The sequence below is a fragment of the Arthrobacter sp. R3-55 genome (assembly GCF_054161505.1).
In genome coordinates, this window is sequence record NZ_CP096423.1 from 2,163,455 (window position 1) to 2,189,382 (window position 25,928).

A 25,928-nucleotide genomic window follows, 5' to 3' on the forward strand; every position below is an offset into this window, starting at 1 on the left:
CGCATCAAACCACGCAATTGGGGAACGAAGGAGATGTATGGACGGCTTAGGAGGAACAGCAGCAGCAATTGTGCTGGTTGTTCTCGTTATTTTTGTCATCATTGTGTTGGTCCGCTCGGTCAGGATCATCCCGCAGGCCCGTGCCGGCGTCGTTGAACGGCTCGGTAAGTACCAGCGCACCTTGAATCCGGGCTTGACCATTCTGATTCCGTTCGTCGACCGGCTCTTGCCGCTCTTGGATCTCCGCGAACAAGTAGTGTCCTTCCCGCCGCAGCCCGTGATCACCGAGGACAACCTCGTAGTCTCGATCGATACTGTGGTCTACTTCCAGGTCACTGACCCCAGGGCGGCCACCTATGAGATCGCCAACTACATCCAGGCAGTCGAGCAGCTGACAACCACCACCCTCCGTAACGTGGTGGGCGGGCTGAACCTCGAAGAAGCACTCACGTCCCGTGACCAGATCAACGGTCAACTGCGTGGCGTACTTGATGAAGCAACGGGTCGCTGGGGAATCCGTGTGTCGCGTGTGGAACTGAAGGCGATCGACCCGCCCCACTCCATCCAGGACTCCATGGAGAAGCAGATGCGCGCAGAGCGGGATCGCCGCGCAGCGATCCTCACCGCCGAAGGTACCAAGCAGTCGCAGATCCTCACCGCTGAAGGCCAGCGGCAAGCGGCCATCCTCGCCGCTGAAGGTGACGCCAAGGCAGCCATCCTGCGGGCCGATGGTGAAGCCCAAGCCATCCAGAAGGTCTTCGATGCCATCCACAAGGGCAATCCGGACCAGAAGCTCCTTGCTTACCAGTATCTGCAGACCCTCCCGAAGATCGCTGAAGGAAGCTCCAACAAACTGTGGATTATTCCCAGCGAAGTCGGAGAAGCCCTCAAGGGCATTGGAGGCGCCCTCGGCGGGAACTCCGGGGACTCCCCCGCGGGTCTCTTCGGTGGCAATGACGAATCCAAGGCCCCCTCTGCGGCAACCGGGGAGCACGCAAGGCCCGTCGAGTAACCACGGATCAGGGCGTTACGAGCGGTCAGCCATTCCGGCTGGCCGCTCGCTGCTTGTCCCGGCTTTTGAGTAGTGGGTGCTGTTCGGCGTATAATGGGATATTTGTCCGGCTGGTTCAGCGCGGATGGAACATAAAAGCTTGGCCAGGCGTTGCAATTAGTGATGCAAGGTGTGCAGAAGTAGTCCGTAAGGATCGTGAAAACGGCTTACGGCCAGCGCGGAGTTCCTGCTCCGCGTACAGACAGAGGGAGTAATCATGAGCGATCGCAGCCTGCGGGGTATGCGTCTTGGCGCCCAAAGCATGGAAACCGAATCCGGCGTTGAACCGGCACCGCGCCAGCGGGTCGAGTACCGTTGCGAGGATGGCGAGCAGGTCTTCGTGACCTTCTCTTCCGAGGCAGAGATTCCCCCGGTCTGGGTTTCGAAGACCGGCAAGGAAGCTCTTCTGGTTGACGGCGAGCGTCCTGTGGACGCTAATGAAAAGGCCGTCCGCACCCACTGGGACATGCTGCTGGAACGCCGCAGCCTTCCTGAGCTGGAGCAGATCCTTGAGGATCGTTTGAACATTCTGCGTGAGCGCCGCGGAGAGCGCCGCTCCGCGTAGTCTCCAACCCAGGCTTAATACCCTTGGAGACAAGCAAGGCCGGGTCCGGTTCCCCTGTGGGAACCGGGCCCGGCCCTTTTTGTTGGACGACTACTTCGCCGTGACGGGTGACTTGCGCGTGAGCTTGGCCCAGCGGGCGGCCAGACCCCACTTGGTCACGTTGATCATGGCTTCGACCACAATGTTGCCGCTCATCTTGGAGGCACCGAGCTCCCGCTCCACAAAAGTGATGGGACGTTCCTCGATGCGGAGGCCCAGCTTGGCCACCCTCCATGCGAGGTCCACCTGGAAGCCGTAGCCCACGGACTCCACTTCATCCAGTTTCAGGGCCTCGAGGGTGCTGCGCTTGAAGGCGCGGTAGCCGCCGGTGACGTCCTTGATCTTCACGCCAAGCATGATGCGGGCGTACGTGCTGCCGATCCTGGAGATGGCTTGGCGGTAGAGCGGCCAGTTGACAACACTGCCACCAGGAACCCAGCGTGAGCCCATGGCGAGGTCGGCCCCGTCCTTCACGGCATCCAGGAGCAGGGGCAGTTGCTCGGGCTTGTGCGAACCGTCGGCGTCCATTTCCACCAGGATGTCGTACCCTGCAGCGAGACCCCACTTGAAACCGGCAATGTAGGCAGCGCCGAGGCCTTCCTTGCCCTTGCGGTGAAGCACGTGTACTTGGTGGTCCGAGGCTGCAAACTCGTCGGCAAGCTGTCCCGTACCATCAGGGCTGTTGTCGTCAACCACCAGGACATCGGACTCGGGAACTGCTGCACGCAGCCGCCCCAGGGTTACGGGGAGCGATTCGAGCTCGTTGTAGGTGGGAATGATCGTCAGGACACGCAAGAAGAGGCCTTTCCTTGATGGAGCGGTCAGTGTGCCGGGCCAGCCGTGGCGACTGGCATTCTGGCGCAACTCTCCATTATAGGACGCCGAAAGGCACTCCTTGGGCGGCTGTGGCGTGGGACACGCAGGCCCATGCACGCCTCCCGGCCGGCATGCCGTGGGCAGGCCCGCAAGCCCAGGGCCAGTAATGCCGGGCATATGGATCCCGGGCGAACTGTTTTCTGGGTCGTTGCGGACCTGCCCACCTGATTGCCGCCACCATGAACGTGTTCCGGCCACGACCGGACCATCAAGCCGCAACTCACGCCCTGGGTTGATCGTCCGTAGAGCCTCAATGCTACGGACTCACTCCGCACTGTCAACTGGCCGGTGACCTGCGGATCCAGGCATCCGCCCAGTTCAACGGCCCGGCAGTCAACCGGAAATTGTGGTGTTTATACGCGGAGCGATTCGTGGGCAAACAGCTCTTGTCCCTCGCGAACGGTCTGCAGGCACCGGGGGTCGCTGCCGGTATCGAGCGCGGGCAGGAGTGGAGTCCGCGCACGCGGGTCCGTGCTCCAGGACTGCACCCGGCTGTCTGCTACCTGAACCATGAGCTCTTCGACTTCCCAAACAGCGAAACTGGCCGGCGCACCCGGTACCAACTGTCCCATCAGGGGGTTGCGGTACTTCGCGGCCCGCCATCCGGCGCGGGTATGCCCAAGGAATGCAGCCCTGGCGGAAATCCGTTGTTCCGGGTTGCTGTGTTCCAGGCAGGCGCGCACGCTGGACCACGGCCGCAACGGAGTAACAGGGCTGTCACTGCCAAAGGCAATGGGGACTCCACTGGCGTAGAAGGACGCAAAGGCGTTCATGGCCTTGCTGCGAACGCCCAGGCGCTGCTCATACAGCCCATTCGGAGCACCCCAGGCGGCGTCGAAGCCCGGTTGGACGCTGACGGTAATGGAGTACTTGGCAAGTTTGTCGATAGCGGCCTGATCGGCCAGCTCAACATGCTCCAGCCGGTGTCCCGCGGCCCGGATCTTCTGCTCCCCCACTTCACCTGCCGCGACGTCCAGGGCTTCGAGAACAGCGGCGAGGCCTGCATCACCAATGACATGGAAGCCGGCCTGGATGCCCAGCTGGGACGTCGCAGCCAAGTGCCTGGCAGCATCGTCAACGGAAAGGTATAGGCTGCCGCGGTTCCCGGGTGCGTCGGAATAGTCATCCAACAGCGCGGCTGTCCGGGAACCCAGTGAACCATCCATGTTGAGGTCGCCGGCGAGGCCCAGCACCTTGGTCCCAAGGCCGGCCAGGATGTCCTCGGCGTGCTCCACGGACGATGCAAGCTCACCCCGGTACGGAAGTACTTCAGGCCTGCCACCCTGGTCATTCCACGATGCTGCCAGGCGCAGATCGTCCGGGCCGCAGATGTGGGGTGCCGACATCTCCGCCATTGCTACATAGCCGTGGGATGCCGCTTCCCTGAGGGCACGTTCCTGAAAAGCACGCCGTTCTGCCTCGGGGAACTGCCGGGCCGTCAAGCGTGCGGCGGTATGCGCCGACCGCACTACCCGTGCCTCACCAGAGAACCCGTCCAGACCCTTCAGCCCGGCAGCCTCAGCCAAGGACGAAGAGACCAAGGCGGAGTGGACATCTATGCGTGAGAGGTAAACCTGCCGTCCGGCCGATGCCCGTTCAAGCTCTTCGAGCGAGGGCAGCGTGGGATCGTTCCACGCCGTTTCATCCCAGCCGTGCCCCGTAATGGTGCCGGTCCCGCCGACGCTGGCAACGGCGTCGAGCAGTTCTTTGGCTGAACGCACGGTGGAAAGGTCCAGGCCGGCCAGGGCAAGGCCCGTTTCTGTCAGGTGTGCGTGGGAATCCACAAAACCGGGAGCCAGGAGGGCTCCGCGGAGGTCGATGACTTCCATGGACGAGTCAACGATGGACGTGGCGGCCTGCTCCGAGCCCACCCAGGCGACGGTATCGCCATCTACCACCATGGCCGTGGCAAAAGGATCAGCAGCCGTATAGATGGATCCGTTGCGGTACATGGTCACCTTGCGGTCCACGGCAGGGCGGAGGTGGCCGGCTGATGCGCCTGGCTGGTTCATGCGGATGCTCCTTGAGCGTCGAAGAATGTCAATGGGTGGAGGCGGTGCTAAGCCACTGTTGAGTAGGCAACAACACCACGGCGAACCAGATCAATGGACTCGCGGCAGATCCGCGCCACCCTGGGATCCAATTGCGGGATCTTGGCCAGTTGGTCCAGCAGATCCACCACTTGCTTTGCCCAGCGCACAAAATCGCCGGCAGCGAGGTCGGTGCCGCTGAGAACATCCTGAAGATGGCGGCCCCTGGCCCATTTGTACATGGGCCACATCAGTCCGAGTTCCGGCTCGCCCGTTAAGGGAAGTCTGTGGTGCTCTTCGGTGTCCTCCAGTTGGGACCATTCGCGGATGACGATATCCACGGCCGACTCCAGCGAAACAGAAGGCATCCTGGGCCGCAAGCCACGGTCTTCGCGTTTGGCTTGATAGACCAGCGTGCTGGCTAGCGACGCCAACTCGGCGGCATCGAGATCGTTCAATGCCCCGCGTCGGACCGACTGGGAAATCAGCAGATCCTTTTCCCCATAGATCCGGCGCAGCCGCTGCCCATCAGTGCTGATGGTGACGTTGCCGGCATCGTTCGTCTCGAGGTATCCATAGGCGGAGAGGACGTCGCACACGCGGTCGAACGTTTTGGCGATGGTGTTGGTCCGGCCTTGGATCTGGCGGACCAGGCCGTCGGTTTCCTTGCGCAACTTCCACCAACGTTCGGACCACCGGGCGTGGTCCTCCCGCTCGCTGCAACCGTGGCAGGGGTGGGCCCTGAGGGCGCGCCTCAGATCGGCGATCTTCTTTTCCTGGTCCGGCAGCCGGGCCCCCAGCCCGAAGTCCTCGTGCCGGCTGTTGCGGCGGCTGTGCGGTGCGTCTTCGCTGATGGCGTGACGCATGGAGGATGCGAGGTCGCGGCGTGACTTGGGAACCTTGGCGTTAAAGGACTTGGGAATGCGGATGCGGGTAACAGGCGAGACCGGTCCATCGAGATCGTGCACGCCGATGCGACGGAGCTGGCCATCGGAGGTAAGCACTGATGGGCGCGGCTCCCGGGCATTCGGGTCAACGTCAAGGACAACCGCATGCCCGGCCATCCTGCCGCTGTAGATGCTGACGACGTCACCGGGGATCAGCCGGGCCAGGGAATCGGCTACATGGGACTTGCGGGCACGCTGATGGTCCCGGGCCGCAAAGTTCTCAGCGTCACTGAGTTCGCGCCGCAGTTTTGCATACTCCGTGAAGTCGCCCAGGTGGCACTGCATGGATTTCGCGTAGCCTGCCAACGACTCTTCGCGTCCCCGGACCTGCCGGGCCAGACCCACCACGGACCTGTCCGCCTGGAACTGCGCGAAGGAGGACTCCAGGATTTCGCGCGCCCGCACGCGGCCGAACTGGGCAATGAGGTTGATGCTCATGTTGTAGGTGGGGCGGAAGCTGGAATTCAAGGGATACGTGCGCCGTGAGGCGAGTCCGGCTACAGCAGCGGGGTCTGTTCCCGGCTGCCATAGCACCACGGCATGGCCTTCGACGTCGATGCCCCGGCGTCCGGCCCTACCGGTCAGCTGGGTGTACTCCCCCGCCGTGATGTTGACGTGGGCTTCACCGTTGAATTTCTCCAGTTTCTCCAGCACCACGCAGCGGGCGGGCATGTTCACGCCCAGTGCCAGTGTTTCAGTCGCGAAGACGGCCTTTACCAAGCCATCGGCGAAGAGTTTTTCCACCACTTCCTTGAACGTGGGCAACATGCCTGCGTGGTGGGCGGCAAAGCCCCTGACAAGGCCATCGCGCCATCCCCAGAATCCGAGGACATCGAGATCGTCCGCGGGAATTTCATGGCTGGCTTCGTCCACACGCTGGGCGATGATCTGCTGTTCATGTTCGGTGGTCAGCCACAGCCCGGAGGCTGCGCATTGGGCAACGGCTGCGTCACAGCCTGCCCGGGAGAAGATGAAGGTGATGGCGGGCAGGAGATCCTGGCGCCTGAGGCTCTCGATGACCTGTGGCCGGCTCGCCTTCCGAACCGGGCTGCGCTGCTCGGACTGCTGACGTTCGTCACGGTAGCGGTCCTGACGACGGCGGCTGCGTCCTCCGTGGCCAAAGCGGCCATTCATGTTCATGCGGCTCTCGGAACGGGCCATGGCCAGGAGATCGGGGTTGACCTCGAATTCCGGTCCGGTGACTGCCTGATGGATCTTAGCCGCGGATGTACGCTTCGCATGGACCTTTCGGCGCTCTGCCGAGGCGGGCTCGGTGTCTACCTCGGCGGCCTCGGAGATATCCGGTACTTCTGTCTCCGGTGCACCGGGTGCCTGTGGAGCGATCTCATCAAAAGTGGTGTCGCCGGAAAAAAGGTCAACTATTTCCCGGCCCACCATGACGTGCTGCCACAACGGGACCGGCCTGTGCTCGGAGACGATGACGTCGGTATCGCCCCGGACGGTGTCCAGCCAGGCGCCGAATTCTTCAGCATTGGAGACCGTGGCGCTCAAGGAGGCCACTTGTACTTCGCTGGGCAAGTGGATGATGACTTCTTCCCACACGGCGCCGCGGAAGCGGTCGGCCAGGTAATGAACCTCGTCCATCACCACGAAACCCAGGTCGCCCAAGGTTTCCGAATCCGCATAAAGCATGTTTCGCAGGACTTCGGTGGTCATGACCACCACCGGGGCATCGCCGTTGATGGTGGTGTCACCTGTCAACAATCCCACGTTCCCGGCACCGTATTTCGAGGCCAGTTCCGAGAATTTTTGGTTGCTCAGCGCTTTGATGGGGGTGGTGTAGAACGCCTTGAGGCCGCGCTCAAGCGCGAGGTAGATGGCAAACTCACCCACGATCGTCTTGCCCGCGCCCGTGGGTGCTGCCACCAGGACGCCCCGTCCTTCCTGGAGTGACCGGCAGGCCTCGCGTTGGAAGTCATCCAAGTCAAAATCCAGTGAACGGGCGAAGGCGCCCAGATAGGTTTTGGACTCAGCAGCCCGCTGCGCAGCAGCCTGGTAGCTCTCTGATGGTGACGGAGACCCGGAAATAGAGGACATGCATCAAGCCTAGTGGCCCACCGTCTAGAGATTCTCCAGATCCGTTGCCGGGGTTGCGATGTCTGCCGTGGCTTCAGTCTCAGCTGCCCGCTTGATGGCACGGCGCTCACGGCGTCGATCATTGAGTACGCAGACGCCGATCGCTGCAAAGAACAGGAGCAGCATAGGTGCTGCCAGGTAGAACATGCTCATGGCATCGGCACCGGGTGCGGCCATCGCAGCGAACAAGCAGACCAGGAAGATGGTGATGCGCCAGCTCTTGATGAGTTGCTTGCCTTTGACGATCCCGGCCAGGTTGAGCCCAACAAGCACCACGGGCACCAGGAAGGCGATGCCGAAAGCCAGCAGGAGCCTCAGGACAAACGCCAGGTACACCTGGGCGGTGATGAAGTTCGAGGCACCCGAGGGGGTGAAATCGGTGAGGACGCGAACAGCGTTGGGCAGCACCAGCCAGGCAAGGAGCACACCACCGATGAAGAGGGGTACGGCCGCTGCCACGAAAGCCAGCGCCAATCGCCGTTCCTTCTTGTGGAGCCCGGGCACAATGAAGGCCCAAAGTTGGTAGATCCATACCGGGCAGGCGAGGAGCACGCCGAGGAAGACCGAGACCTGGACCATGAGGTCGAACGAGCTGGCCACTCCATCAAAGTTCAGGGTGGCCGCGCGCCCTTCCTTCTCGTTGAGGTCCTTGATCGGTTTGATCAGGGCCTCCAGGAGTGGCTGGTAGACGATGAAGCCCACCACGGTGCCCAGGATGATGCCGATTGCGGCCTTGAAGAGCCGGTTCTTCAGCTCCTTGAGGTGGTCAAGGAGCGCCATCCGGGCTTCGGGGTTGGCCTTGCGCCCCTTCGTTTCTACCACTTCTCTTTAGACGCGGTTTGCGGGCGGAACGTCAGTCTCGCCGTTGTTCTTGGCCTTGGCGTCCGGGTGGCCTACTACCTTGCCCTCAACGGCGTCGGAAGCGTCCTGGGAATCCTTCGTTTCGGAAGAACCGTCCTTCTTCATTTCCCGGACTTCAGACTTGAAAATACGCATCGACTGTCCAATGCTGCGCGCCATGGACGGCAGCTTCGGCGCTGCGAAGAGCACCAGAGCCAGGACGATGATGATGATGAGATGCCAGCCTTCGAGCCTCATGTGGGGAGGTCCTTTCCTTTTGGATACATCCTACGTCTATCTGAATTCAATGTCGTGCAGGGATTGGGGTTGGCCCCGCTCTGCTTTGCGCTTCACGCGCTTCTGGCGACGAACTTCCTGGCGGAAGGCTTTGGCCGTCAGGTAATCATGACGCATCTGATCCGGTGAGGCAAAAATTGCGGACCCCGGCGCGGGGCGGTCTTCAGGCGTTTCAAGATCGGAGGTTTCGGCGCCGGGAGAAAGGTTGCTGAAACGTTTACCCGCGTCTGACAGTTCATGAACAGTTGACATGAATTTTCTGAACAGGCGATACCCCAGCGTCAGGTGCAACAGCAACGACAGGGCTATGAGTGCGATCCATAACAGGATCCAGAACCACCAAGGCATCTGAGTAGTCTAGCCAGCCGCGGCGTCGGACGAAGAGTCATACTGCTTCACGGCCGAGTCAAGCCATGCGCGGGTTGCGTCGCGGAGGGCCCCAGGATCAAGAATCCGTACCGCACCGCCGTGCTGGGAAACGAACATTGGCAGCCACTCCGCGGTGCCGAACCGCACCTCGGCGAGCAGTCCGCCGTCGGGCAGTCGGGCCGTTCGTTCGGCATAGTAGTCGTCCGCCAGCCCGGCGCCTTGCCTGGTCAGGTGCAACACCACCAGGACGTCGTCATCGCTGGGCGTAAACAACCGGGCGGGGAAGTCCTGGTCCGCCGTGGCCACGCCCGAGGCAGGGCGCCCGTTCGGTTCGACGATTTCCACCCTGTCCAGGCGGAAGTTCCTGATCCCGGCCTTGCTGTGGCAATACGCCTCGAAGTACCAGGTGTTATCCAGCGAATAGAGCCTCAGCGGGTCTACGTCCCGTTCCGTCAGCTCATCCCTCTGCCGGGAAAGATACTTCAGGTGCAGCTGCCGGCCGTCCCTGATCGCCTGGGTGATGACGGCGAACGCCTGTGATTGTTCGGGCTCAACGGATTGCCCGGCTACTGCTCCGGCCAAACGCCCGGCTTTGCCTGCGGCACCGGTCAGTTTGATGGTGACGGACTCCAGCGCACTCCCGGGCTGGTCCTCGGACACGCCCGCCAGTGCCGGAAGGTCGCCCAGCATGGCTAAACCGGTCAGCAAGGCGGCGGCTTCATCCTCGCTGAAGCGCACCGGGCGGTTCAGGTCCAGGTGCTCGGAGATGTACACATGATCGTTTTCCCATTGAATATCCAAAAGGTCATCCGGGTATCCCTCGGGAAGGCCCGAGCAGATGAGGATCTTCAAATCATCAATAAGCGCTTTGCGGCTAATGCCGAAATGGTCTGCCACTTCCTGGATATGGAGACCCTGGTGATGGACCAGGAACGGAACCAGCTGCAGCATCCTGGCCAGTTGGTCCTCCGAGGTGCGCTTCCGGGCACGCTGCGCCCGTCCAGCCTCCGGGAACGCAACAGGGATGGCCGGCTTGGCGTCGAAGTCCAGCGCGCCTTGGAGGCGGCGGACGACGGCGGTACGCAGCTCAGCCGGGCCGTCCACCTTGACGTGGGGACCGTATGAGGCCAGTTCTTCGGCAAGCACCTCGGGATCGCGGAACTCCACCACGACGCGGTCACGGTCGGTACCCTCCGGGGCTGTCTCGACGGCTCTTTTTCGCAAGGCCAAAAGGCGGTCCTTGTCGACGGCGAGCGTGGCCCGCTGTACGGGCAGTTCATGGAGGGCGTCCAGCTCTGCCCGGGCGTTGAAACCGGAAGGGGGGTCGAAGCTGCTCCCGGGCACCACGCTGACCGCAGTGGTCATCCGTGAAAGGCGGAACAGTCTTTTGGCTCCCCTCCCCCGGTCAAAGCCGACGAGGTACCACTGGCCAAAGCGGCTGCCCAGGCCCCATGGCTCAACCTCGCGGACTTCTTCACGCCCGGTGCTGACAGCGAGGTAGCCGAAACGGACCGGATGGTTTCCGTGCATGGCCGCCACGACGTCGTCGAAGGCTTGTCCTGCCGGCTTAATCCGGGGCTGGACACCTGCGGGCAGGTCCACATCCGTCAAGCCTCCTGCAGCCTGCAGCTTACGCACGGCATTGGCTGCCGCAGTGCCAAGCGCGGCCCGTTCCCACAGCTGCGCGGCAAGCAGCAACACGGTGCACTCTGCAGGGGTGAGGGTGACATCAGGAAGCCGGTTGGAGTCCTTGCCAATCCGGTAGCGCGTTGAAGCAGGGTCATCGACGCCGAAATGGCGGGGGTCCGTGAGGGTCTCGATGTCAAAGCCGAATTGCTTCAAATCCACTTTGTCACGCTCGAACATACGCCCGAAGGCGACGTCATTCTCTGCGGAGTCGTGGTACACCTTCTCGCGCAGGACGGAGCGCGGGAGGCCCACCCGGGTATTGAGCAAAGCCAGGAGAAGGTTCAGGAGTCGTTCAGTGCGGGATGCGGACACGGTTGCTACGTTACTAAAGACCGGCGGGAAAGCAGCAAGGCGCGTCACCGACCGGGTAAACCCGGAAGGTAACGCGCCTTGCCTGGAGCGAGGGTCCTAGCGGACAGCCACGAGGTCCACAACGAAGATCAGGGCCTCGTTGGGCTTAATGGCTCCGCCGGCGCCACGTGAGCCGTAAGCGAGTTCGGAGGGGATTTCCAGGCGACGGCGGCCGCCGACCTTCATGCCCAGCAGGCCCTGGTCCCAGCCCTGGATGACCTGGCCGACGCCAACGCGGAAGTCCAACGGTGCGCCCCGGCCCCAGGATGCGTCGAATTCTTCACCCGTGGACCAAGCTACGCCAACATAGTGCGTGGAGACGGTGTCTCCGGCTTTTGCTTCGGTGCCGGTGCCCTCGATGAGGTCCGTGATGACGAGGTCCGTGGGGACGTCGCCCTCCGGGAAGTCGATTTCGGGCTTGGTGCGGTCAAAGTCACGCTGACCAAATGACATGGTTGCTCCTTGGTGTGAGGGACGGTTTGGTGTCAGGAACCAGCCTAAGCCAGTGCCTGCAGGTGTTGTCGACGTTTTTGGTTACTTGACGCCGAGGATGTCGACGACGAATACGAGGTCACCCTTGGCTTTACCCTGGCCGGCTTCACCGTAGGCCAGGTCCTGAGGGATGACCAGCAGGACGCGCGAGCCAACAGTCTTGCCTTCCAGGCCCTGGGTCCAGCCCTTGATGACTCCGGTAAGCGGGAAACTGGTGGGCTCTCCACTGTCAAAGCTGGAGTCGAACTTAGTGCCGTCCGAAAGGTTAACACCCACGTAGTTGACCGTCAGGGTGTCGGTTGCCTTGACGGCGGCTCCGGAGCCCTTGATGAGGTCCTGGGCAATGAGTTCCTTCGGTGCAGCGACACCCTCCACGGAAATCTGGGGAATGCCCTTGTCACCTTCCGTTACGGCCGGCAGGCCGGCAGGAGGAGTTACTGCTTCACCTTCGGGCTTCTCCAGAACCGGTGCGGCGTCCTTGGCGGAGACGATCTTGAAGACCACCAGCTGCGTGGCCGCGGGGGTGTCACCCGAGGCATTGCCCGGCGCGGCAATGGCGACGTGGCTGCCGACCTTGGCGCCGATGATGGCGTTGTAGATCAATTCGTTGCTGGACTTAATCTGGTCCGTCAGGTCGATCGGCTGAGGGCCGTTCGCGTATCCGTCTTCCAGGGTCTTGCCATCGTTGCCGTCCACGGCAACGTAGGCCAGTTCGGCTGTTTGCCCTGCCTTAACGCGGGCTCCATCACCTTCACTGACCACATCGACGGTGGGTTCAGCCACGGTGAGGGGCTTGGAGAATTCAATTCCCGGCGCTTTGTCATTGCCGTTGTCCGTCACCTTCACGGAGTCGAGTTTGGAAACGTCGCCAACAGACTTGCTGGTGGGCTCGGCGGCCGGGGTGCTCTCGCCGCCGCAGGCGGTGATGAGCAGCAGGGCGGGCAGGAGGATTGCTAGGAGTCGGCGCACAAAAAAGACACTTTCGTCGGGGCAAGGGACGCTCGGAAAGGCGTATGACGCCACCGAGCACGTTGGGTCCCGGGAAGAGACCACTATCCAGAATAGCCCGTGAAGCTGGGAGTGAGCTTATAAGGCCCCTCAGCCCATCGACTCCAGAAGCGCATCGACCCTTTCGTCGACGCTCCGGAACGGATCCTTGCAGAGAATTGTCTGGTGTGCCCGGTCGTTGAGCTTCAGGTGGACCCAGTCCACGGTGTAATCCCTGCCTAGTTCCTGGGCCCGGCGGACAAAGTCTCCACGCAGTTTTGCCCGCGTAGTTTGCGGCGGTGCATCCACGGCATCCTTGACATCGGTTTCGGTGACCAGCCGACGTGCCGCACCGCGCGCCTGCAGCAGGAAGAAAATGCCCCGTTGCCGTGAAATGTCGTGATAGGTGAGGTCCAGCTGCGCGATTCGGGGAGAATCAAGGCTGAGGTCATGCCGGCGCATGTACCCATCCATCAGCTTCTTCTTGATGGCCCAGTCCACCTCGGTGTCAATGGTGGAGGTATCGCCGCTTTCTATCGCGTCCAGAGTGCGCTTCCATAGGTCCAGGATGAGTGGCACATGGGCATTGTGGGCCCCGTTGGTGGCGATGAATTCGGTGACCTTGGTGAGGTACTCGCGCTGGATATCGAGGGCGGTGAGCTGCCTGCCGTTAGCCAGTCTCACCAACGCCCGGCCTGTGAGATCATGCGAAATCTCGCGGATGCTGCGGATGGGGTTTTCCATCCGCATGTCCCGCATGATCACGCCCGACTCGATCATGCGGAGGATCAGGTCCACGGTTCCCACTTTGAGCAGGGCCGTGGTTTCGGACATATTGCTGTCCCCCACGATCACATGGAGCCGGCGGTAGAACTCGGCATCGGCATGCGGCTCATCGCGGGTATTGATGATGGGCCGTGACCGGGTGGTCGCGGAGGATACGCCTTCCCAGATGTGGTCGGCGCGCTGGGAGAAAGCGAAAGTGGCGCCATGCGGCGTCTTGAGAACCTTGCCCGCCCCAGCAATCAGCTGGCGAGTGACCAGGAAAGGGATAAGTATCTCAGCCAGACGGGAAAACTCGCCGCGCCGCGGGATCAGGTAATTCTCATGGCTGCCGTAGGAGTTTCCCGCGGAGTCGGTGTTGTTCTTGAACAGGTACACGGTGCCGTTGAAGCCCTCAGCTGCCAGCCTTGCCTGTGCCTCGTCCACGAGGTCGTCAAGGATGAGTTCGCCGGCTCTGTCGTGGGCAATCAGCTGGGCGAGGTCGTCGCACTCAGCCGTGGCATATTCCGGATGGGAGCCCACATCCAGGTAGAGCCGCGATCCGTTGGTCAGGAATACGTTGGACGACCGGCCCCAACTGACCACTTTCCGGAACAGGTAGCGGGCCACTTCCTCTGGAGCCAGGGGCCGTGAATCCGGACTCGAATAGGAGATCCCGAATTCCGTCTCGATGCCGAATATTCTTTTATCCATCTCAAGCCTCCTCTGTGAGCAACCGGGACATGTCCTCCGGCAAAAGCCTCCGGAACGCCCTGCGGGAACCGCGGTGGCTTTCGGATGCGCGATAAAGGACTGCAGCTTCGACGGCGGTGGCCGGCAAAGTATCGGCGTCCTTGTCCGTGGACAGGGCGCGCAGGGCCAAACGCATGGCGCCAGCCAAGGTGAGCTCAGGCTCCCACGCACCGCTGACGACGTCGGAAATTTGATCGGCGAGACCGCCCATGACCACGAAGCCGTTCTCATCGGCGATGGAGCCATCAAAAGTGAGCCGGTAGAGGTGGTCCTGCTCCTGTGCCAAACCAACTTCGGCAACGGCGAGTTCCACTTCAAAGGGTTTCTGTTCTGCGGTAAAGACTGCGCCGAGGCTCTGTGCATACACGCTGGCCAAGCCGCGTGCTGTGACGTCTTCACGATCATAGGAGTAGCCGCGGACATCGGCGTAGCGCACGCCGGCTTGCCGGAGGCTTTCGAACTCGTTGTACTTACCCACCGCCGCAAACGCGATTTTGTCGTAGATTTCGCCGATCTTGTGCAGTGACGGCGAGGGGTTCTCTGCAATGAGCGCAATGCCGTCAGCGCAACTTATCACCACTACAGAGCGGCCTCGTGCGATGCCTTTCCGTGCGAAATCCGCACGGTCTTTCATGAGTTGCTCAGGGGAAACGTAGAACTGCTGGGTCATCTCAGGCCTCCCGTCCGGCAATGGCGCGGGATTCGACGATGTCGCCCGCTATGGCCGCCAGATCCCGTTCCGGGACGCGCCGGTTCCCGGCCCGGTTGACGGTGTAGACCACAGGCCACAGCTGGCGGACAGGGTCCGGCCCGCCCGTGGCGGAGTCGTCGTCGGCGGCGTCGTACAGGGCTTCAACAGCCACGGATACTGCCGCTTCTTCGGAGAGGTTTGGCTTCCACAACTTCTTCAGCGCTCCGCGGGCAAATACCGAACCTGAACCCACGGAATGGTGTTCCTGTTCCTCGTATCGGCCACCCGTGACGTCATAGGAGAACAGCCTGCCGACGCCGGAAACGTGGTCAAAGCCTGCAAACAGTGGGATGACCGCCATGCCTTGCATGGCCATGGGCAGGTTCCCCCGGATCATGGCACCGAGCCGGTTGGCCTTGCCCACGAGGCTGAGCAGCGTGCCCTCGATTTTCTCGTAGTGTTCCAGTTCAACCTGGAACAGGCGGGTGATGTCGATTGCCAGTCCTGCTGTTCCGGCAATTCCCAGCACCGAGAACTCGTCCGCAGGGAACACCTTCTCGATGTGCCTGCTGGCGATGATGTTGCCCATGGTGGCGCGACGATCCCCCGCCATCAGCACGCCCCCGGCATACGTCAAAGCCACAATCGTGGTGGCGTGCGGTGAGGCCGGAACAGTGCCGGCTGGTAAGGATTGATTGAACGGCAGGAGTTCGGGGCGCGAGCGTTGGAGATGTTCCGTGAAAGAAGATGTTGCCTGGTTGGCCAGGGGGCCAGTTGACGGGTCCTGCATTGCTGCACTCCTTCGACTCTGCGTTCCGATGCCCGGCGGCCTCACGCCTGCCGGGCAGTACATCCTGTAGCGGGTCCGGTTACTGGCCGCCCTTTTGGACAAACGCCCTGACGAATTCTTCAGCGTTGGACTCCAGAACGCCGTCGATCTCGTCGAGGAGGTCATCCACGCCCTGCGTCGCATCCGATGCCTGGGCCGCAGGTGCTGCGGGCGGGGCCTCGGGGACATCCACCTCAGTTTCGGTGTCCCGTGACTGTGGTTGCTGCTGCTCCTGTGCTGCCATTTTCTTTCTCCCTACTGTCAGTCTCCTGATGATGGAGACTTCCTACTGCCATATTGCCACGCTGCGGGCTGCTGCGTATGGCTTTGACCAGGCCTTGGTGTTCCCGTGGCGGACTTGGTCAGCTCTTCGCCGGCGGTGGATTCCGCCCCATCAATTCGGAGAGGAATTCGCCGGCATCGTGGTGCCGCTCAAACAGTGCACCGGTCAATACCTTGGTGCCTCGCAGCGGTTCCCTGGTGGGGACCCTTTGCAGTTTTCCCAGCCCCGGAACATCGAAGATGACCGAGTCCCAACTTGCCCCGACCACATCCTTGGCGAACTTGGAAACACACCGGCCGCGGAAGTAGGCGCGCGTGTCCGACGGCGGTTCGGTCACCGCGCGGGCGATGTCGGCGTCGTCGACGATCCGCAGCATGCGGTCCTTGGACAGCAGCCTGTAGTACAGTCCTTTTTCCGGTCTGATATCGGACCACTGAAGATCCACCAAGCCGAGCCGGGCGTCATTCCACTCCAGTCCGTCGCGGTTCCGGTAACCCTCCAGCAGCGATTTCTTGGCCATCCATTCCACGGAGGAAGCGGCCGCACCAAGGTCACTGCCGAGCGTTGTCAACGTCGATTCCCACCGGGACAACACCTGGTGGGTGTGGCCGTCACCAGTGACGGAATCAGCGACGCCCGTCTCTTGGGAAAGCTTGGCCGCAGCCTCGTAATACATCCATTGGACGTCCAAGGCAGTCACCCTCCGGCCATCGAGCAACCTCACGGTCGCCGTCAGCGTTGTGTCGTGGCTGATGGCCTGAAGTGCCTGGACGGGTTCGTGGACCTCTATCCTGGGTGCCTGGCCGGCCTCAATAAGGCTCAGGACCATCGCCGTGGTGCCGAACTTGAGGTAATTCGAGGCTTGGCTGAGGTTGGCGTCCCCAATGATGACATGGAGGCGGCGGTATTTGTCAGCCGTTGCGTGAGGCTCGTCGCGGGTGTTGATGATGGGACGGCGGATGGTGGTCTCCAGCCCCACCTCCGCCTCGAAGAAATCGGCCCGCTGGCTGATCTGGTAACCCGGTGTGGAGCTGTCCTGTCCCAACCCCACGCGTCCGGCCCCGCAGACCACTTGGCGGGAGACAAAGAACGGCGTCAGGCCGCGAATGATGTCACCGAAGGGAACCGATCGCGGCATGAGGTAGTTCTCGTGGGAGCCGTAGGAAACTGACTTGTTGTCCGTGTTGTTCTTGTAGAGGTTGATGGGAGGCAGCCCCGCATCAGCGGCCACCTTCCGGACAGTGGCCAAAGCAACCAGGTCGCCCGCGGCATCCCAGGTCACGGCATCCCGGGGATTGGTGACTTCCGGGCTTGAATACTCCGGGTGGGCGTGGTCCACATAAAGGCGTGCGCCGTTACCCAGGACCATGTTCATCAGCAGTGAACCGGACTCGTCCGCACCATCGAGTTCCAATTCCTGGCGCCCATAGGCCAAGGCAACTGCCTCGGCGTCGAGCACTGGCGGCTGGTCCGTGAGCTGGCTGGGGTCCGCTGCCGCCCGGTCCAGGGTCCACCCACGGGCATCGTGGAGCGGTTCTTCGTCCGTGTAGTCCCATCGTGTTTCAGCTCCCCCGGCCGCCCGCTGCCGGGTGACCGTGGCATACGCCTGAATAATCCTGGCGGACATCATGGTGGCGTTCGCCCCGGGGGCGGACGGTGCATGGATGCCGTATTCAGTTTCCGAGCCCATGACGCGCATGGCACCGCCGACAGGCAACTTCTCAGTGGGCGTACCTTCAGGTCTTGCTGTCACAGGTACTGGCCCGTGTTGGCGGTGGTTTCAATGGACTTGCCCGGTTCCTGCCCTGCCTTGCCCTGGACGATGGTGCGGATGTAAGTGATCCGCTCGCCCTTCTTGCCGGAGATCCGTGCCCAGTCGTCAGGGTTGGTGGTGTTGGGCATGTCCTCGTGCTCGCGGAATTCATCCACCACGGCCCGCAGCAAGTGCTCGATCCTGAGCCCCTTCTGGTTGTTGGTCAGGAGGTCCTTGATGGCGTACTTCTTGGCGCGGTCCACCACGTTCTGCACTACGGCGCCGGAGTTGAAGTCCTTGAAGTAGAGCATTTCGGTGTCGCCGTTGGCATAGGTGACCTCAAGGTACTCGTTGGACTTTTCGGTGGAGTACATGGCTTCCACGGTGCGCTGGACCATGGCGTCGACTGTGGCTTGTACGTCTCCGCCATACTCAGCCAGGTCCTGGGCGTGGAACGGGAGGTCGGTGGTGATGTACTTGCCAAAGATGTCCGCTGCTGCTTCGGCGTCAGGGCGCTGGATCTTCACCTTCACGTCCAGGCGACCAGGGCGGAGGATGGCGGGATCGATCATGTCTTCACGGTTGGAGGCGCCAATGACAATCACGTTGTCCAGTCGCTCCACACCGTCGATCTCACTGAGCAGCTGGGGCACGATGGTGGTTTCGACATCCGAGGAAACACCGGTGCCGCGGGTGCGGAACAGCGAATCCATTTCGTCGAAGAAGACAACCACCGGGCTGCCGTCGGATGCCTTTTCCCGTGCCCGGGAGAAGATTAACCGGATATGGCGCTCGGTCTCGCCCACATATTTGTCCAGCAGTTCCGGTCCCTTGATGTTCAGGAAGTAGCTCTTGAGATCGGTATTACCGGCGCGTTCGGCCGCGCGGGCAGCCAGGGAGTTTGCTACGGCCTTGGCAATAAGGGTCTTGCCGCACCCGGGAGGGCCGTAGAGCAGGATGCCCTTGGGAGCTTTCAGTCCATGCTCGCGGTAGAGGTCCGGATGCAGGAACGGCAGCTCCACGGCGTCGCGGATCTGTTCGATCTGCGGACCAAGGCCACCGATGTCCTGGTAAGTGATATCCGGGACTTCTTCGAGGACGAGGTTCTCTACCTCGGCCCGCGGCACTTTCTCCAGGGCATAGCCGGTCCGCGAATCCAAGGACAGGGCATCGCCCACCTTCAGGTGAACGCTCTGCAGTGCGCCGGACAACCGCACCACACGTTCTTCATCGGCCCGGCCCACTACCAGCGCGCGGTCTTTGCCGAGCATTTCCTTGAGCGTAACCAGTTCGCCTGCACGTTCGTAGCCGAGGCCGGCGACCACCAGCAAGGCCTCGTTCAGGAGCACTTCCTGTCCCACTGCAAGTTGGTTGACGTTGACAAGAGGGCTCACGCCCACCCGCATCTTCCGGCCTGCATTGAAGATGTCCACCGACTCTTCCGTGGCGGCCTGGCTGGAACTGCCGGCCGAAGGCTGCTTCCGCGGGTTGATCTGCACCACGGTCCCGAAGCTGTACGGCGGCTGGCCCTCCTGCTCAAGGGCACCTTTCAAGCGGAGGATCTCGGCCTTGGCCGTCTCCAGCATGCTGACAAGTTTGCCGTTGTTCTGGGTTGCCGCAGCCAACTGGCGGTCAATGTGGCGAAGTTTGTCCCGGAGGATATTGATTTGCCGTTCGGCAACCGTCAGATCACTCGAAGGTTCGGGCGGTTGGACTGCGGCATGCCCCCGGCTTGCTGCTTCTCCTGCTGCGGCGTGTGCTTCTTCCGGCGTCGGCCGTCCAAGGTCGTTGTTTGACGTATCCACGATTCATCAGCCCCTTCCTGCGCTTAAGAAGACCTTAGTCCCGAAAAGCTCAGGGTGCTGGGTGACATTCGGAATGCGGACCCTATTGTGACCTTTGTCAGTTTGTGACTGTGGGATCATCCTGGACGTTGGTTCCGGCGATGGCGTCGCGGGCTGCCCGGCGAAGTTTCTTGTCCGAAACTGACCGCTCCCCTACAGCACCGGGGGTCCATGCGTTCAGGTCTTCTTCGCTGAACTCCGTCTTGGACGGGCGGCGCTTGACGGAAATTCCGGTCACTCCGTCAGCAAGGCGGCGCGTCACCAGGAGGAAGCCGGTGTGAGCCACCATGCGGTGGTCCGGACGGACGGCAAGGCCCTCAAGGTGCCAACCGCGGACCATCGACTCCCAGGCGTCCGGCTCGGTGAAGCGTCCGTCTGCGCGGATGGCCTCTGCTGTGCGCGACAACTGGGTGACGGTTGCTACATAGTTGATCCACACACCACCCGGAGCCAGGACGGTGGCCACGGCGTCGAGGCACTCCCAGGGCGCGAGCATGTCCAGGACCACGCGGTCCACGGATCCGGGAGCCTCGGCCTTGACCACCTCTTCCTGGAAGTCACCCAGGGAAATCTGCCACGCGGGGTGCGGTCCGCCGAAAATGGTCTCCACGTTGCCGCGAGCGATGTCAGCGAATTCTTCGCGACGCTCAAACGAGTGGAGGTATCCGCCGTCGCCTACGGCGCGCAGCAGGGAGATGGAGAGGGCGCCGGAGCCGACACCGGCTTCAACGACGCGTGCGCCCGGAAAGATGTCCGCCATGGTCACGATCTGACCGGCGTCCTTCGGGTAGACCACAGCGGCGCCCCGGGGCATGGACAAGACGAAGTCTGAGATCAGCGGCCGCAGGGTCTGGTATTGCTGGCCCACGTTGTTGCTGACCACCGAGCCATCGACTTTGCCGATGATTTCGTCGTGGTTCAGGAAGCCGCGGTGGGTGTGGAAAGCCCCGCCCACTTCCAAGGTGATGGTGTTCATGCGACCGCGTTCGTCAGTGAGCTGGACCCGCTCTCCAACGCGGAAGGGCCCGCGGCGACGTGCAGCTCCCGTCGGCTGGCCGGTGACTGCCGTGCCGGCGGACGTCTCTTCGGTGCCTGCGTTTGCTTCGGGGGCGGCGGTTTCGCTGCTCATGTACTGTTCCTCGCTCCTGTACGGCTGGGCCGCATCATCTTGCTGGCGGATGGGCGCCAAAAATCACTGGGTTCTTCGGTAAAACCGCCGGCATGCAACTCTACCGGCAAGGGTGTCAGGCACGCCCGCTCCGGCGGGCTTCCTTGCCTGTTATAGCCGTCACTACTGCCTGCTGGCGGAGAAGTCCGGTGACGATTCCGTTGTGGTCCACCACAGCGTATTCGCCGCCCTCCAGCCGTGCCAAGTATTGGATCAGTTCCTGGCCTTTGGACCATTCCGGAACGTACGCGCCGGCCCCAAGGGCGTGGGCTACTGCGGTGACGGGCGTCGTGGTCGTTGACTGGGGAGGTACAGCGGCAGCAGCGCCGAAGTCCACCACACCCTGGGGCTTGCCGTCGGGTCCGCAAATCACGACGGCGGGACTACCGGACGGTGATATGTCCAGGACGTCGGCCACAGTGGCGGAGTTCGGGATGCCGACGGCACGCTCTGCCAGGCCCGCGGCGCTCACGAGGTAGAGGCGGCTGCGAAGTTTTGCGTGGTGAATCGAACTCGAAGCACCCATCCACAGGAAGCCGCAGACGAGGACGGTGATCAGCATGAGGTTGACGTCAAGGGGAGAACCGCTGATGAGCGGAAGGCCGATGAACCAAATGACCAAGGCTGCGACGATGATGCGTCCGGACCAGCCGGCTGCGATGGTTCCTTTGTCCTGGCTGCCTGTGGCCTTCCACACGGCCGACTCAACGAGCCTTCCGCCGTCCAAGGGCAGACCGGGGAGGACGTTGAACAGGCCGATGAGGAGATTGGCCCACATCAGGATATTCGCGAGGATGTCCGATACTCCGCTGAGGGCGCCGGTGGAAAGGACTGCCCACATCCCGGCTGCCAAGACAAAGTTGGACGCTGGTCCGGCCAAGGCAACCACCACGGAACGCCCCGGTGATGCCGTGAAGTTCTCGAATTGCGTATGTCCGCCCCAAAGATTCAGCACGATCTTTTCCGTCGGCCAGTTGAAGACCTTCGCACTGAGGGCATGCGCCAGTTCGTGGATCAGCACAGAGACAGCAAGGAGCAAGGCGTAGCCCAAGGCAACGAAATATGCTCCGATGCCCAGATCAGGCATCCGCACCAGCAGCGCTGGTCCGTACACGATCACCGTGAAGCCGGCGATCACGAACCACGAGTACGCCAGGTAGACCGGAATCCCCGCGATTTTCCCGAGGGGAATGCCGTCCTTCTTGCTGGTTGCGTGATGAGGTGTGGAAGGACTGGTCACCTAGTTGGCCCCTTCAAGCAGGTTCGCTGTAGCGAATCGGACATCCACCAGCTGTTGCAGATCGGATGCCGTTCGATCCACCAAGGTGTCCCACCTGACCATCCGGGAATCCTCCGGCAGGGGCACCTGATGGGGAATTCCGACGGTGACCACGCCCGAAGCGATGGCCGCGGTGGCGCCCGGAATGGAATCTTCCAGTGCGACGCAGTGATGAATGGTCAGGGAAGGATCGTCAAGGCGCAGCCGTTCGACAGCCGTGAGGTAGGCCTCGGGGTGCGGTTTTCCGTTGGTGACGGTATCTCCGGTGACCATGAATTCGAAGTAGGGCTTGGGCAGGCTTTCAACCACCACTCCGGCCAGCGGGCCCTCGGACATGGTGACCAGGGCACAGCGGATACCAACATGGTGGAGTTCATCCAGCAGTTCGCGTGCGCCGGGCCGCCAAGGGACTTCCTTGCGGACCTTCTCAATGACCTGGGCGCTGAGGGTGTCGACGATTTCACGGGCTTCCAGGCGTACTCCGGCGGCTTGAAGCACAGCGGCAGAGTGCAGTAACGATTGGCCCACCAACTGCATGGCTTGCTGATGGGACCAGCTTCCGCCATGTGCCTCTACGAGCGCGCGCTCGGCAGCGATCCAGTAGGGCTCGGTGTCCACGAGTGTGCCATCCATATCCCAGAGCACGGCTTTGAGCAGGGGCTGGCTGGGTAACGAATGCATAATTTCAAGTCTACGTGGAACATTACGGGCGGCCGTGCGTGCTTTGCGCTCTGGGCGAATACGGGACACGCACCGGTACGAAATGCCATGCATCCACGAGGGTCTTGGACGTAGGGTGAGTGGATGAACAGTGTGGACGGGACACCCGAAGGACAGGACATCACCGCGGAGCCCGAGCGTTTCCTCAGGGAACCTGCGGAAGGTCAGCGTGTCACTGTGATGCTTGCGGCCTTTGAAGGCTGGAACGATGCCGGCGAGGCCGCCAGTGATGCGCTGCACTACTTGAACAAGCTGTGGGACGGCAAGAAGGTTGCCACCGTGGACGCCGAGGAATATTACGACTTTCAGTTCACACGGCCCACGGTGCGGCGAACGTCCTCCGGCGCCCGCAAGGTCAAATGGCCCTCAACCCGGATCTACAAGGCCGCCGTGCCGGACAGCAACGTGGACGTGGTCTTTGTACTAGGCACCGAGCCTTCATACCGTTGGCGTGCCTACACCACCGAGCTATTGGTCCACGCCGAGGCGCTCAAGGTTGACTCCGTCATTCTGATTGGTGCGCTGCTGGCCGATGTGCCCCACAGCCGTCCGATCCCGGTCAGCACCACCACCGAGGACAGTTCCTTGCGGGAGCGGCTCAACCTCGAGGCGTCCCAATACGAGGGTCCGGTGGGCATCGTAGGAGTCCTCGCGGAGTTTGCCATGCTGGCCGGGTTGCCCACTGTCTCTTTGTGGGCCGCTGTCCCCCATTACGTGGCACAACCGCCCTCCCCCAAAGCCCAGCTCGCGATCCTGCACAAGGTGGAGGACCTGCTCCAGGTTCCCTTGGACAGCCAGGCCCTGGCCGAGGAATCGGAAGCCTGGGAGCGCGGCGTGGACGAACTCGCCACGGAGGACCCGGAGATAGCCGCTTACGTCCGGCAGTTGGAAGAAGCCAAGGACACCGCCGACCTCCCCGAAGCTTCCGGCGAGTCCATTGCCCGGGAATTCGAGAGGTACCTCAAGCGACGCGGCAAGGAACGTCCTTGATCCGCTGACACGGCAGTTGGCAAGCAGCGGCCCCGACGCCATGACGTCGGGGCCGCTGCTGCGTTATGACAGGGCTTTTGAAGTTAGAGTTCCACGCCAAGCAGGGCACTGATGGCGTCTGCGATCACGGCGCTGTCCTGTTCGGACGCAGGATCGGAGGCCCGCGCTGCTTCTTCGGCCCACTGATCGATTGCGGCAATGGCGCCCGGAGCGTTGAGGTCATTGGCCAGCTCGCTGCGCATGGCGGACACCAGCGGCCCTGCCGAGCCTGCAGGGGCGTGCTCGACTGCCTCACGCCACCGTGCCAGCCGTGTCTTGGCTGCAGTGAACCCCTCATCCGTCCAGGACCAGTCTGAACGGTAGTGGTTGGCAAGAATCGCAAGCCGGATAGCCGCCGGTTCTTCACCGGCCGCACGAAGCTTGGAGACAAGAACGAGGTTGCCCTTGGACTTGCTCATCTTTTCTCCGTCCAGGCCCACCATGCCGGCATGTGAATAATGCCGTGCCAGGGGAACTCCTGACAACGAGTAAGCGTGGCCGGCTCCCATCTCGTGGTGCGGGAACACGAGATCCGAGCCGCCGCCTTGGACGGTGAAAGGCGCCGGAAGGTACTTCTGCGCAATGACGGTACATTCGATGTGCCAACCGGGCCGGCCGTCTCCGAGGCTTGCCCCTGGCCAACTGGGCTCGCCGTCACGGGCGGCACGCCAGAGCAGCGGATCAAGTGCATGGCGTTTCCCGGGCCGTGCGGGGTCTCCGCCGCGTTCGGCGAAGAGCGCCAACATCTCCGTTTCGCCGAGTCCGGAGACATCTCCCAGGGTCCAGGCGTCTGTTGCGTCCGAGCGCTTGCCCGCCATTTCGACGTCGTAATAGACATCTCCGTCAGGTTCACCGTCGGTGCCGTGAACGCGATAGGCAACGCCGTCCGCAATCAGTTTTTCAATGGCCGGCACGATGTCAGGAATGGCCTCTACAGCACCGATGTAGTGGTTGGGGGCCAGGACATTGAGGGCGTCCATGTCGGTCTGGAACAGCTCAATCTGGCTCTGGGCCAAGTCGCGCCAGTCCACGCCCGTGGCGGTGGCGCGCTCCAGCAGGGGGTCATCAATGTCCGTGACGTTTTGGACATACGAGACGCGCAGGCCGGCGTCCCGCCAGGCGCGGTTCAAGAGGTCAAAAGCTACGTAGCTGGCGGCATGACCCATGTGTGTTGCGTCGTATGGCGTGATCCCGCAGACGTACATGGATTGCTCCGGTTGCCGTTCAACCTCCACGACACGGCCAAGGGCGGTGTCGAACAGGCGTAGTTGCGGCATGCTGCCGGGCAGCTCAGGAACAGGGCGGGAGGTCCACGATTTCACGACTCAACCTTAGTGCTAGGCACTGATGACACCGAAATAGAGCAGGACATACAACGCCAGGCCCAGGAGAATCCGGTACCAGACGAACAGCCGGTAACTGCGGGTGGAGACGAACTTCAGGAACCAGCCAATGATGATGTAGCCCACCACGAAGGCGATGACTGTGGCCATCGCGGTTTCCGCCAAGCCATAAGGACCTGCCAGGCCATCGTTGGAAACCGTCTTGTAGAGCTGGTAAAGGCCACTGCCGAATACGGCCGGGATCGCCAGGAGGAACGAATACCGGGCAGCAGCTTCACGGGTGTAGCCCATGAGCAGTCCGGCCGTGATGGTTCCTCCGGAGCGGGAGACGCCGGGAATCAACGCCATGGCCTGGGCGAAGCCATACAGGATGCCGTGCTTGTACGTCAGTTGTGTGAGATCCCTCTCCTGCCGCCCGATCGCATCCGCGACGGCCAGGATCATACCGAAAACAATCAACATGGTGGCGACGATCCACATGCTGCGCAGTACCGATTCGATCTGATCCTGGAACAGCAGGCCCAGGACGATGATCGGAAGGCTGCCCAGGATGACCAACCACCCCATGCGGGCATCGGGATTACTGCGTTCAACCTTGCCGGTCAAGGACCCGAACCAGGCGCGGATGATCCTGACAATATCGCGCCAGAAGTAGACGATCACGGCGGTTTCGGTTCCCAGCTGCGTGATGGCAGTAAAGGCGGCACCGGGGTCGGAGGCATTCGGGAGGAATGAGCCAACGATCCGAAGGTGTGCGCTCGAGGAGATCGGGAGGAATTCGGTAAGGCCCTGCACCAGGCCCAGCAAGGCTGCTTCTATCCAGTTCACGTGAATAGACCCTACG

23 protein-coding genes are annotated in these 25,928 nt (G+C 62.1%); 3 read left to right on the forward strand and 20 right to left on the reverse strand.

Going from position 1 to position 25,928, the window contains the following annotated elements; translation table 11 throughout:
* The first annotated feature begins 37 nt into the window (after window positions 1-37).
* Complete coding sequence (locus M1D51_RS10125) at window positions 38-1,012, forward strand: SPFH domain-containing protein (RefSeq protein WP_458109375.1); 975 nt, start codon at window positions 38-40, stop codon at window positions 1,010-1,012.
* A 256-nt stretch (window positions 1,013-1,268) separates the two neighbouring features.
* A complete protein-coding gene (locus tag M1D51_RS10130; RefSeq protein ID WP_011774875.1) occupies window positions 1,269-1,616 on the forward strand; it encodes an RNA polymerase-binding protein RbpA in 348 nt (115 codons plus the stop codon).
* A gap of 90 nt (window positions 1,617-1,706) precedes the next feature.
* Here M1D51_RS10130 and M1D51_RS10135 read toward each other — a convergent pair whose 3' ends face one another.
* The 18 genes from M1D51_RS10135 to M1D51_RS10220 form a co-directional block, all read right to left on the reverse strand.
* Window positions 1,707-2,450, reverse strand: a complete 744-nt coding sequence (locus tag M1D51_RS10135; protein WP_458109376.1) for a polyprenol monophosphomannose synthase — start codon at window positions 2,448-2,450, stop codon at window positions 1,707-1,709.
* A 434-nt stretch (window positions 2,451-2,884) separates the two neighbouring features.
* Window positions 2,885-4,543: an amidohydrolase gene (locus tag M1D51_RS10140; RefSeq protein ID WP_458109377.1), complete on the reverse strand. Its 1,659-nt coding sequence runs from the start codon at window positions 4,541-4,543 to the stop codon at window positions 2,885-2,887.
* A gap of 47 nt (window positions 4,544-4,590) precedes the next feature.
* Window positions 4,591-7,566, reverse strand: coding sequence for a DEAD/DEAH box helicase (locus tag M1D51_RS10145; protein WP_458109378.1), 2,976 nt, complete (start codon window positions 7,564-7,566; stop codon window positions 4,591-4,593).
* A 24-nt stretch (window positions 7,567-7,590) separates the two neighbouring features.
* Window positions 7,591-8,427 (reverse strand): twin-arginine translocase subunit TatC, encoded by an 837-nt coding sequence (tatC, locus tag M1D51_RS10150; protein ID WP_172325792.1) that lies wholly within the window; start codon window positions 8,425-8,427, stop codon window positions 7,591-7,593.
* Window positions 8,428-8,433: 6 nt separating this feature from the next.
* Window positions 8,434-8,703: a Sec-independent protein translocase subunit TatA gene (tatA, locus tag M1D51_RS10155; RefSeq protein ID WP_159699513.1), complete on the reverse strand. Its 270-nt coding sequence runs from the start codon at window positions 8,701-8,703 to the stop codon at window positions 8,434-8,436.
* A gap of 36 nt (window positions 8,704-8,739) precedes the next feature.
* A complete protein-coding gene (locus M1D51_RS10160; RefSeq protein WP_172325791.1) occupies window positions 8,740-9,090 on the reverse strand; it encodes a hypothetical protein in 351 nt (116 codons plus the stop codon).
* 9 nt (window positions 9,091-9,099) lie between these two features.
* Window positions 9,100-11,112: a helix-turn-helix transcriptional regulator gene (locus tag M1D51_RS10165; RefSeq protein ID WP_458109379.1), complete on the reverse strand. Its 2,013-nt coding sequence runs from the start codon at window positions 11,110-11,112 to the stop codon at window positions 9,100-9,102.
* Window positions 11,113-11,208: 96 nt separating this feature from the next.
* Window positions 11,209-11,604 (reverse strand): FKBP-type peptidyl-prolyl cis-trans isomerase, encoded by a 396-nt coding sequence (locus M1D51_RS10170; protein ID WP_011774867.1) that lies wholly within the window; start codon window positions 11,602-11,604, stop codon window positions 11,209-11,211.
* 81 nt (window positions 11,605-11,685) lie between these two features.
* Window positions 11,686-12,612, reverse strand: a complete 927-nt coding sequence (locus M1D51_RS10175; protein WP_458109380.1) for an FKBP-type peptidyl-prolyl cis-trans isomerase — start codon at window positions 12,610-12,612, stop codon at window positions 11,686-11,688.
* Between the two features lie 129 nt (window positions 12,613-12,741).
* Window positions 12,742-14,106, reverse strand: coding sequence for a Pup--protein ligase (gene pafA / locus M1D51_RS10180; protein WP_172325796.1), 1,365 nt, complete (start codon window positions 14,104-14,106; stop codon window positions 12,742-12,744).
* Between the two features lies 1 nt (window position 14,107).
* Entirely contained in the window at window positions 14,108-14,815 is a 708-nt protein-coding gene (gene prcA, locus M1D51_RS10185; RefSeq protein WP_458109381.1) for a proteasome subunit alpha, read from the reverse strand.
* Between the two features lies 1 nt (window position 14,816).
* The gene (gene prcB / locus M1D51_RS10190) at window positions 14,817-15,626 is read right to left on the reverse strand and encodes a proteasome subunit beta (protein ID WP_458109382.1); all 810 of its coding nucleotides are present in this window, start codon (window positions 15,624-15,626) and stop codon (window positions 14,817-14,819) included.
* A 79-nt stretch (window positions 15,627-15,705) separates the two neighbouring features.
* On the reverse strand, window positions 15,706-15,909 hold the full coding sequence (locus M1D51_RS10195) for a ubiquitin-like protein Pup (RefSeq protein ID WP_026540702.1): 204 nt from the start codon (window positions 15,907-15,909) through the stop codon (window positions 15,706-15,708).
* 118 nt (window positions 15,910-16,027) lie between these two features.
* Window positions 16,028-17,647 carry a depupylase/deamidase Dop gene (gene dop, locus M1D51_RS10200; RefSeq protein WP_458109576.1) on the reverse strand — a complete coding sequence of 540 codons (1,620 nt, stop codon included), beginning with the start codon at window positions 17,645-17,647 and terminating at the stop codon, window positions 16,028-16,030.
* A gap of 50 nt (window positions 17,648-17,697) precedes the next feature.
* Entirely contained in the window at window positions 17,698-19,506 is a 1,809-nt protein-coding gene (gene arc, locus M1D51_RS10205) for a proteasome ATPase (RefSeq protein ID WP_458109383.1), read from the reverse strand.
* A 97-nt stretch (window positions 19,507-19,603) separates the two neighbouring features.
* The gene (locus tag M1D51_RS10210) at window positions 19,604-20,674 is read right to left on the reverse strand and encodes a tRNA (adenine-N1)-methyltransferase (RefSeq protein ID WP_172326177.1); all 1,071 of its coding nucleotides are present in this window, start codon (window positions 20,672-20,674) and stop codon (window positions 19,604-19,606) included.
* A 115-nt stretch (window positions 20,675-20,789) separates the two neighbouring features.
* Window positions 20,790-21,953 carry a site-2 protease family protein gene (locus tag M1D51_RS10215; RefSeq protein WP_458109384.1) on the reverse strand — a complete coding sequence of 388 codons (1,164 nt, stop codon included), beginning with the start codon at window positions 21,951-21,953 and terminating at the stop codon, window positions 20,790-20,792.
* Window positions 21,954-22,766 (reverse strand): HAD family hydrolase, encoded by an 813-nt coding sequence (locus M1D51_RS10220; RefSeq protein ID WP_458109385.1) that lies wholly within the window; start codon window positions 22,764-22,766, stop codon window positions 21,954-21,956.
* Between the two features lie 30 nt (window positions 22,767-22,796).
* Between M1D51_RS10220 and M1D51_RS10225 the strand changes: the two genes are divergently transcribed.
* The gene (locus M1D51_RS10225) at window positions 22,797-23,702 is read left to right on the forward strand and encodes a PAC2 family protein (RefSeq protein ID WP_458109386.1); all 906 of its coding nucleotides are present in this window, start codon (window positions 22,797-22,799) and stop codon (window positions 23,700-23,702) included.
* Window positions 23,703-23,785: 83 nt separating this feature from the next.
* Here M1D51_RS10225 and mshC read toward each other — a convergent pair whose 3' ends face one another.
* A complete protein-coding gene (gene mshC / locus M1D51_RS10230; RefSeq protein WP_458109387.1) occupies window positions 23,786-25,063 on the reverse strand; it encodes a cysteine--1-D-myo-inosityl 2-amino-2-deoxy-alpha-D-glucopyranoside ligase in 1,278 nt (425 codons plus the stop codon).
* Window positions 25,064-25,078: 15 nt separating this feature from the next.
* Window positions 25,079-25,912: an undecaprenyl-diphosphate phosphatase gene (locus M1D51_RS10235; protein WP_172325952.1), complete on the reverse strand. Its 834-nt coding sequence runs from the start codon at window positions 25,910-25,912 to the stop codon at window positions 25,079-25,081.
* Window positions 25,913-25,928: the final 16 nt, after the last annotated feature.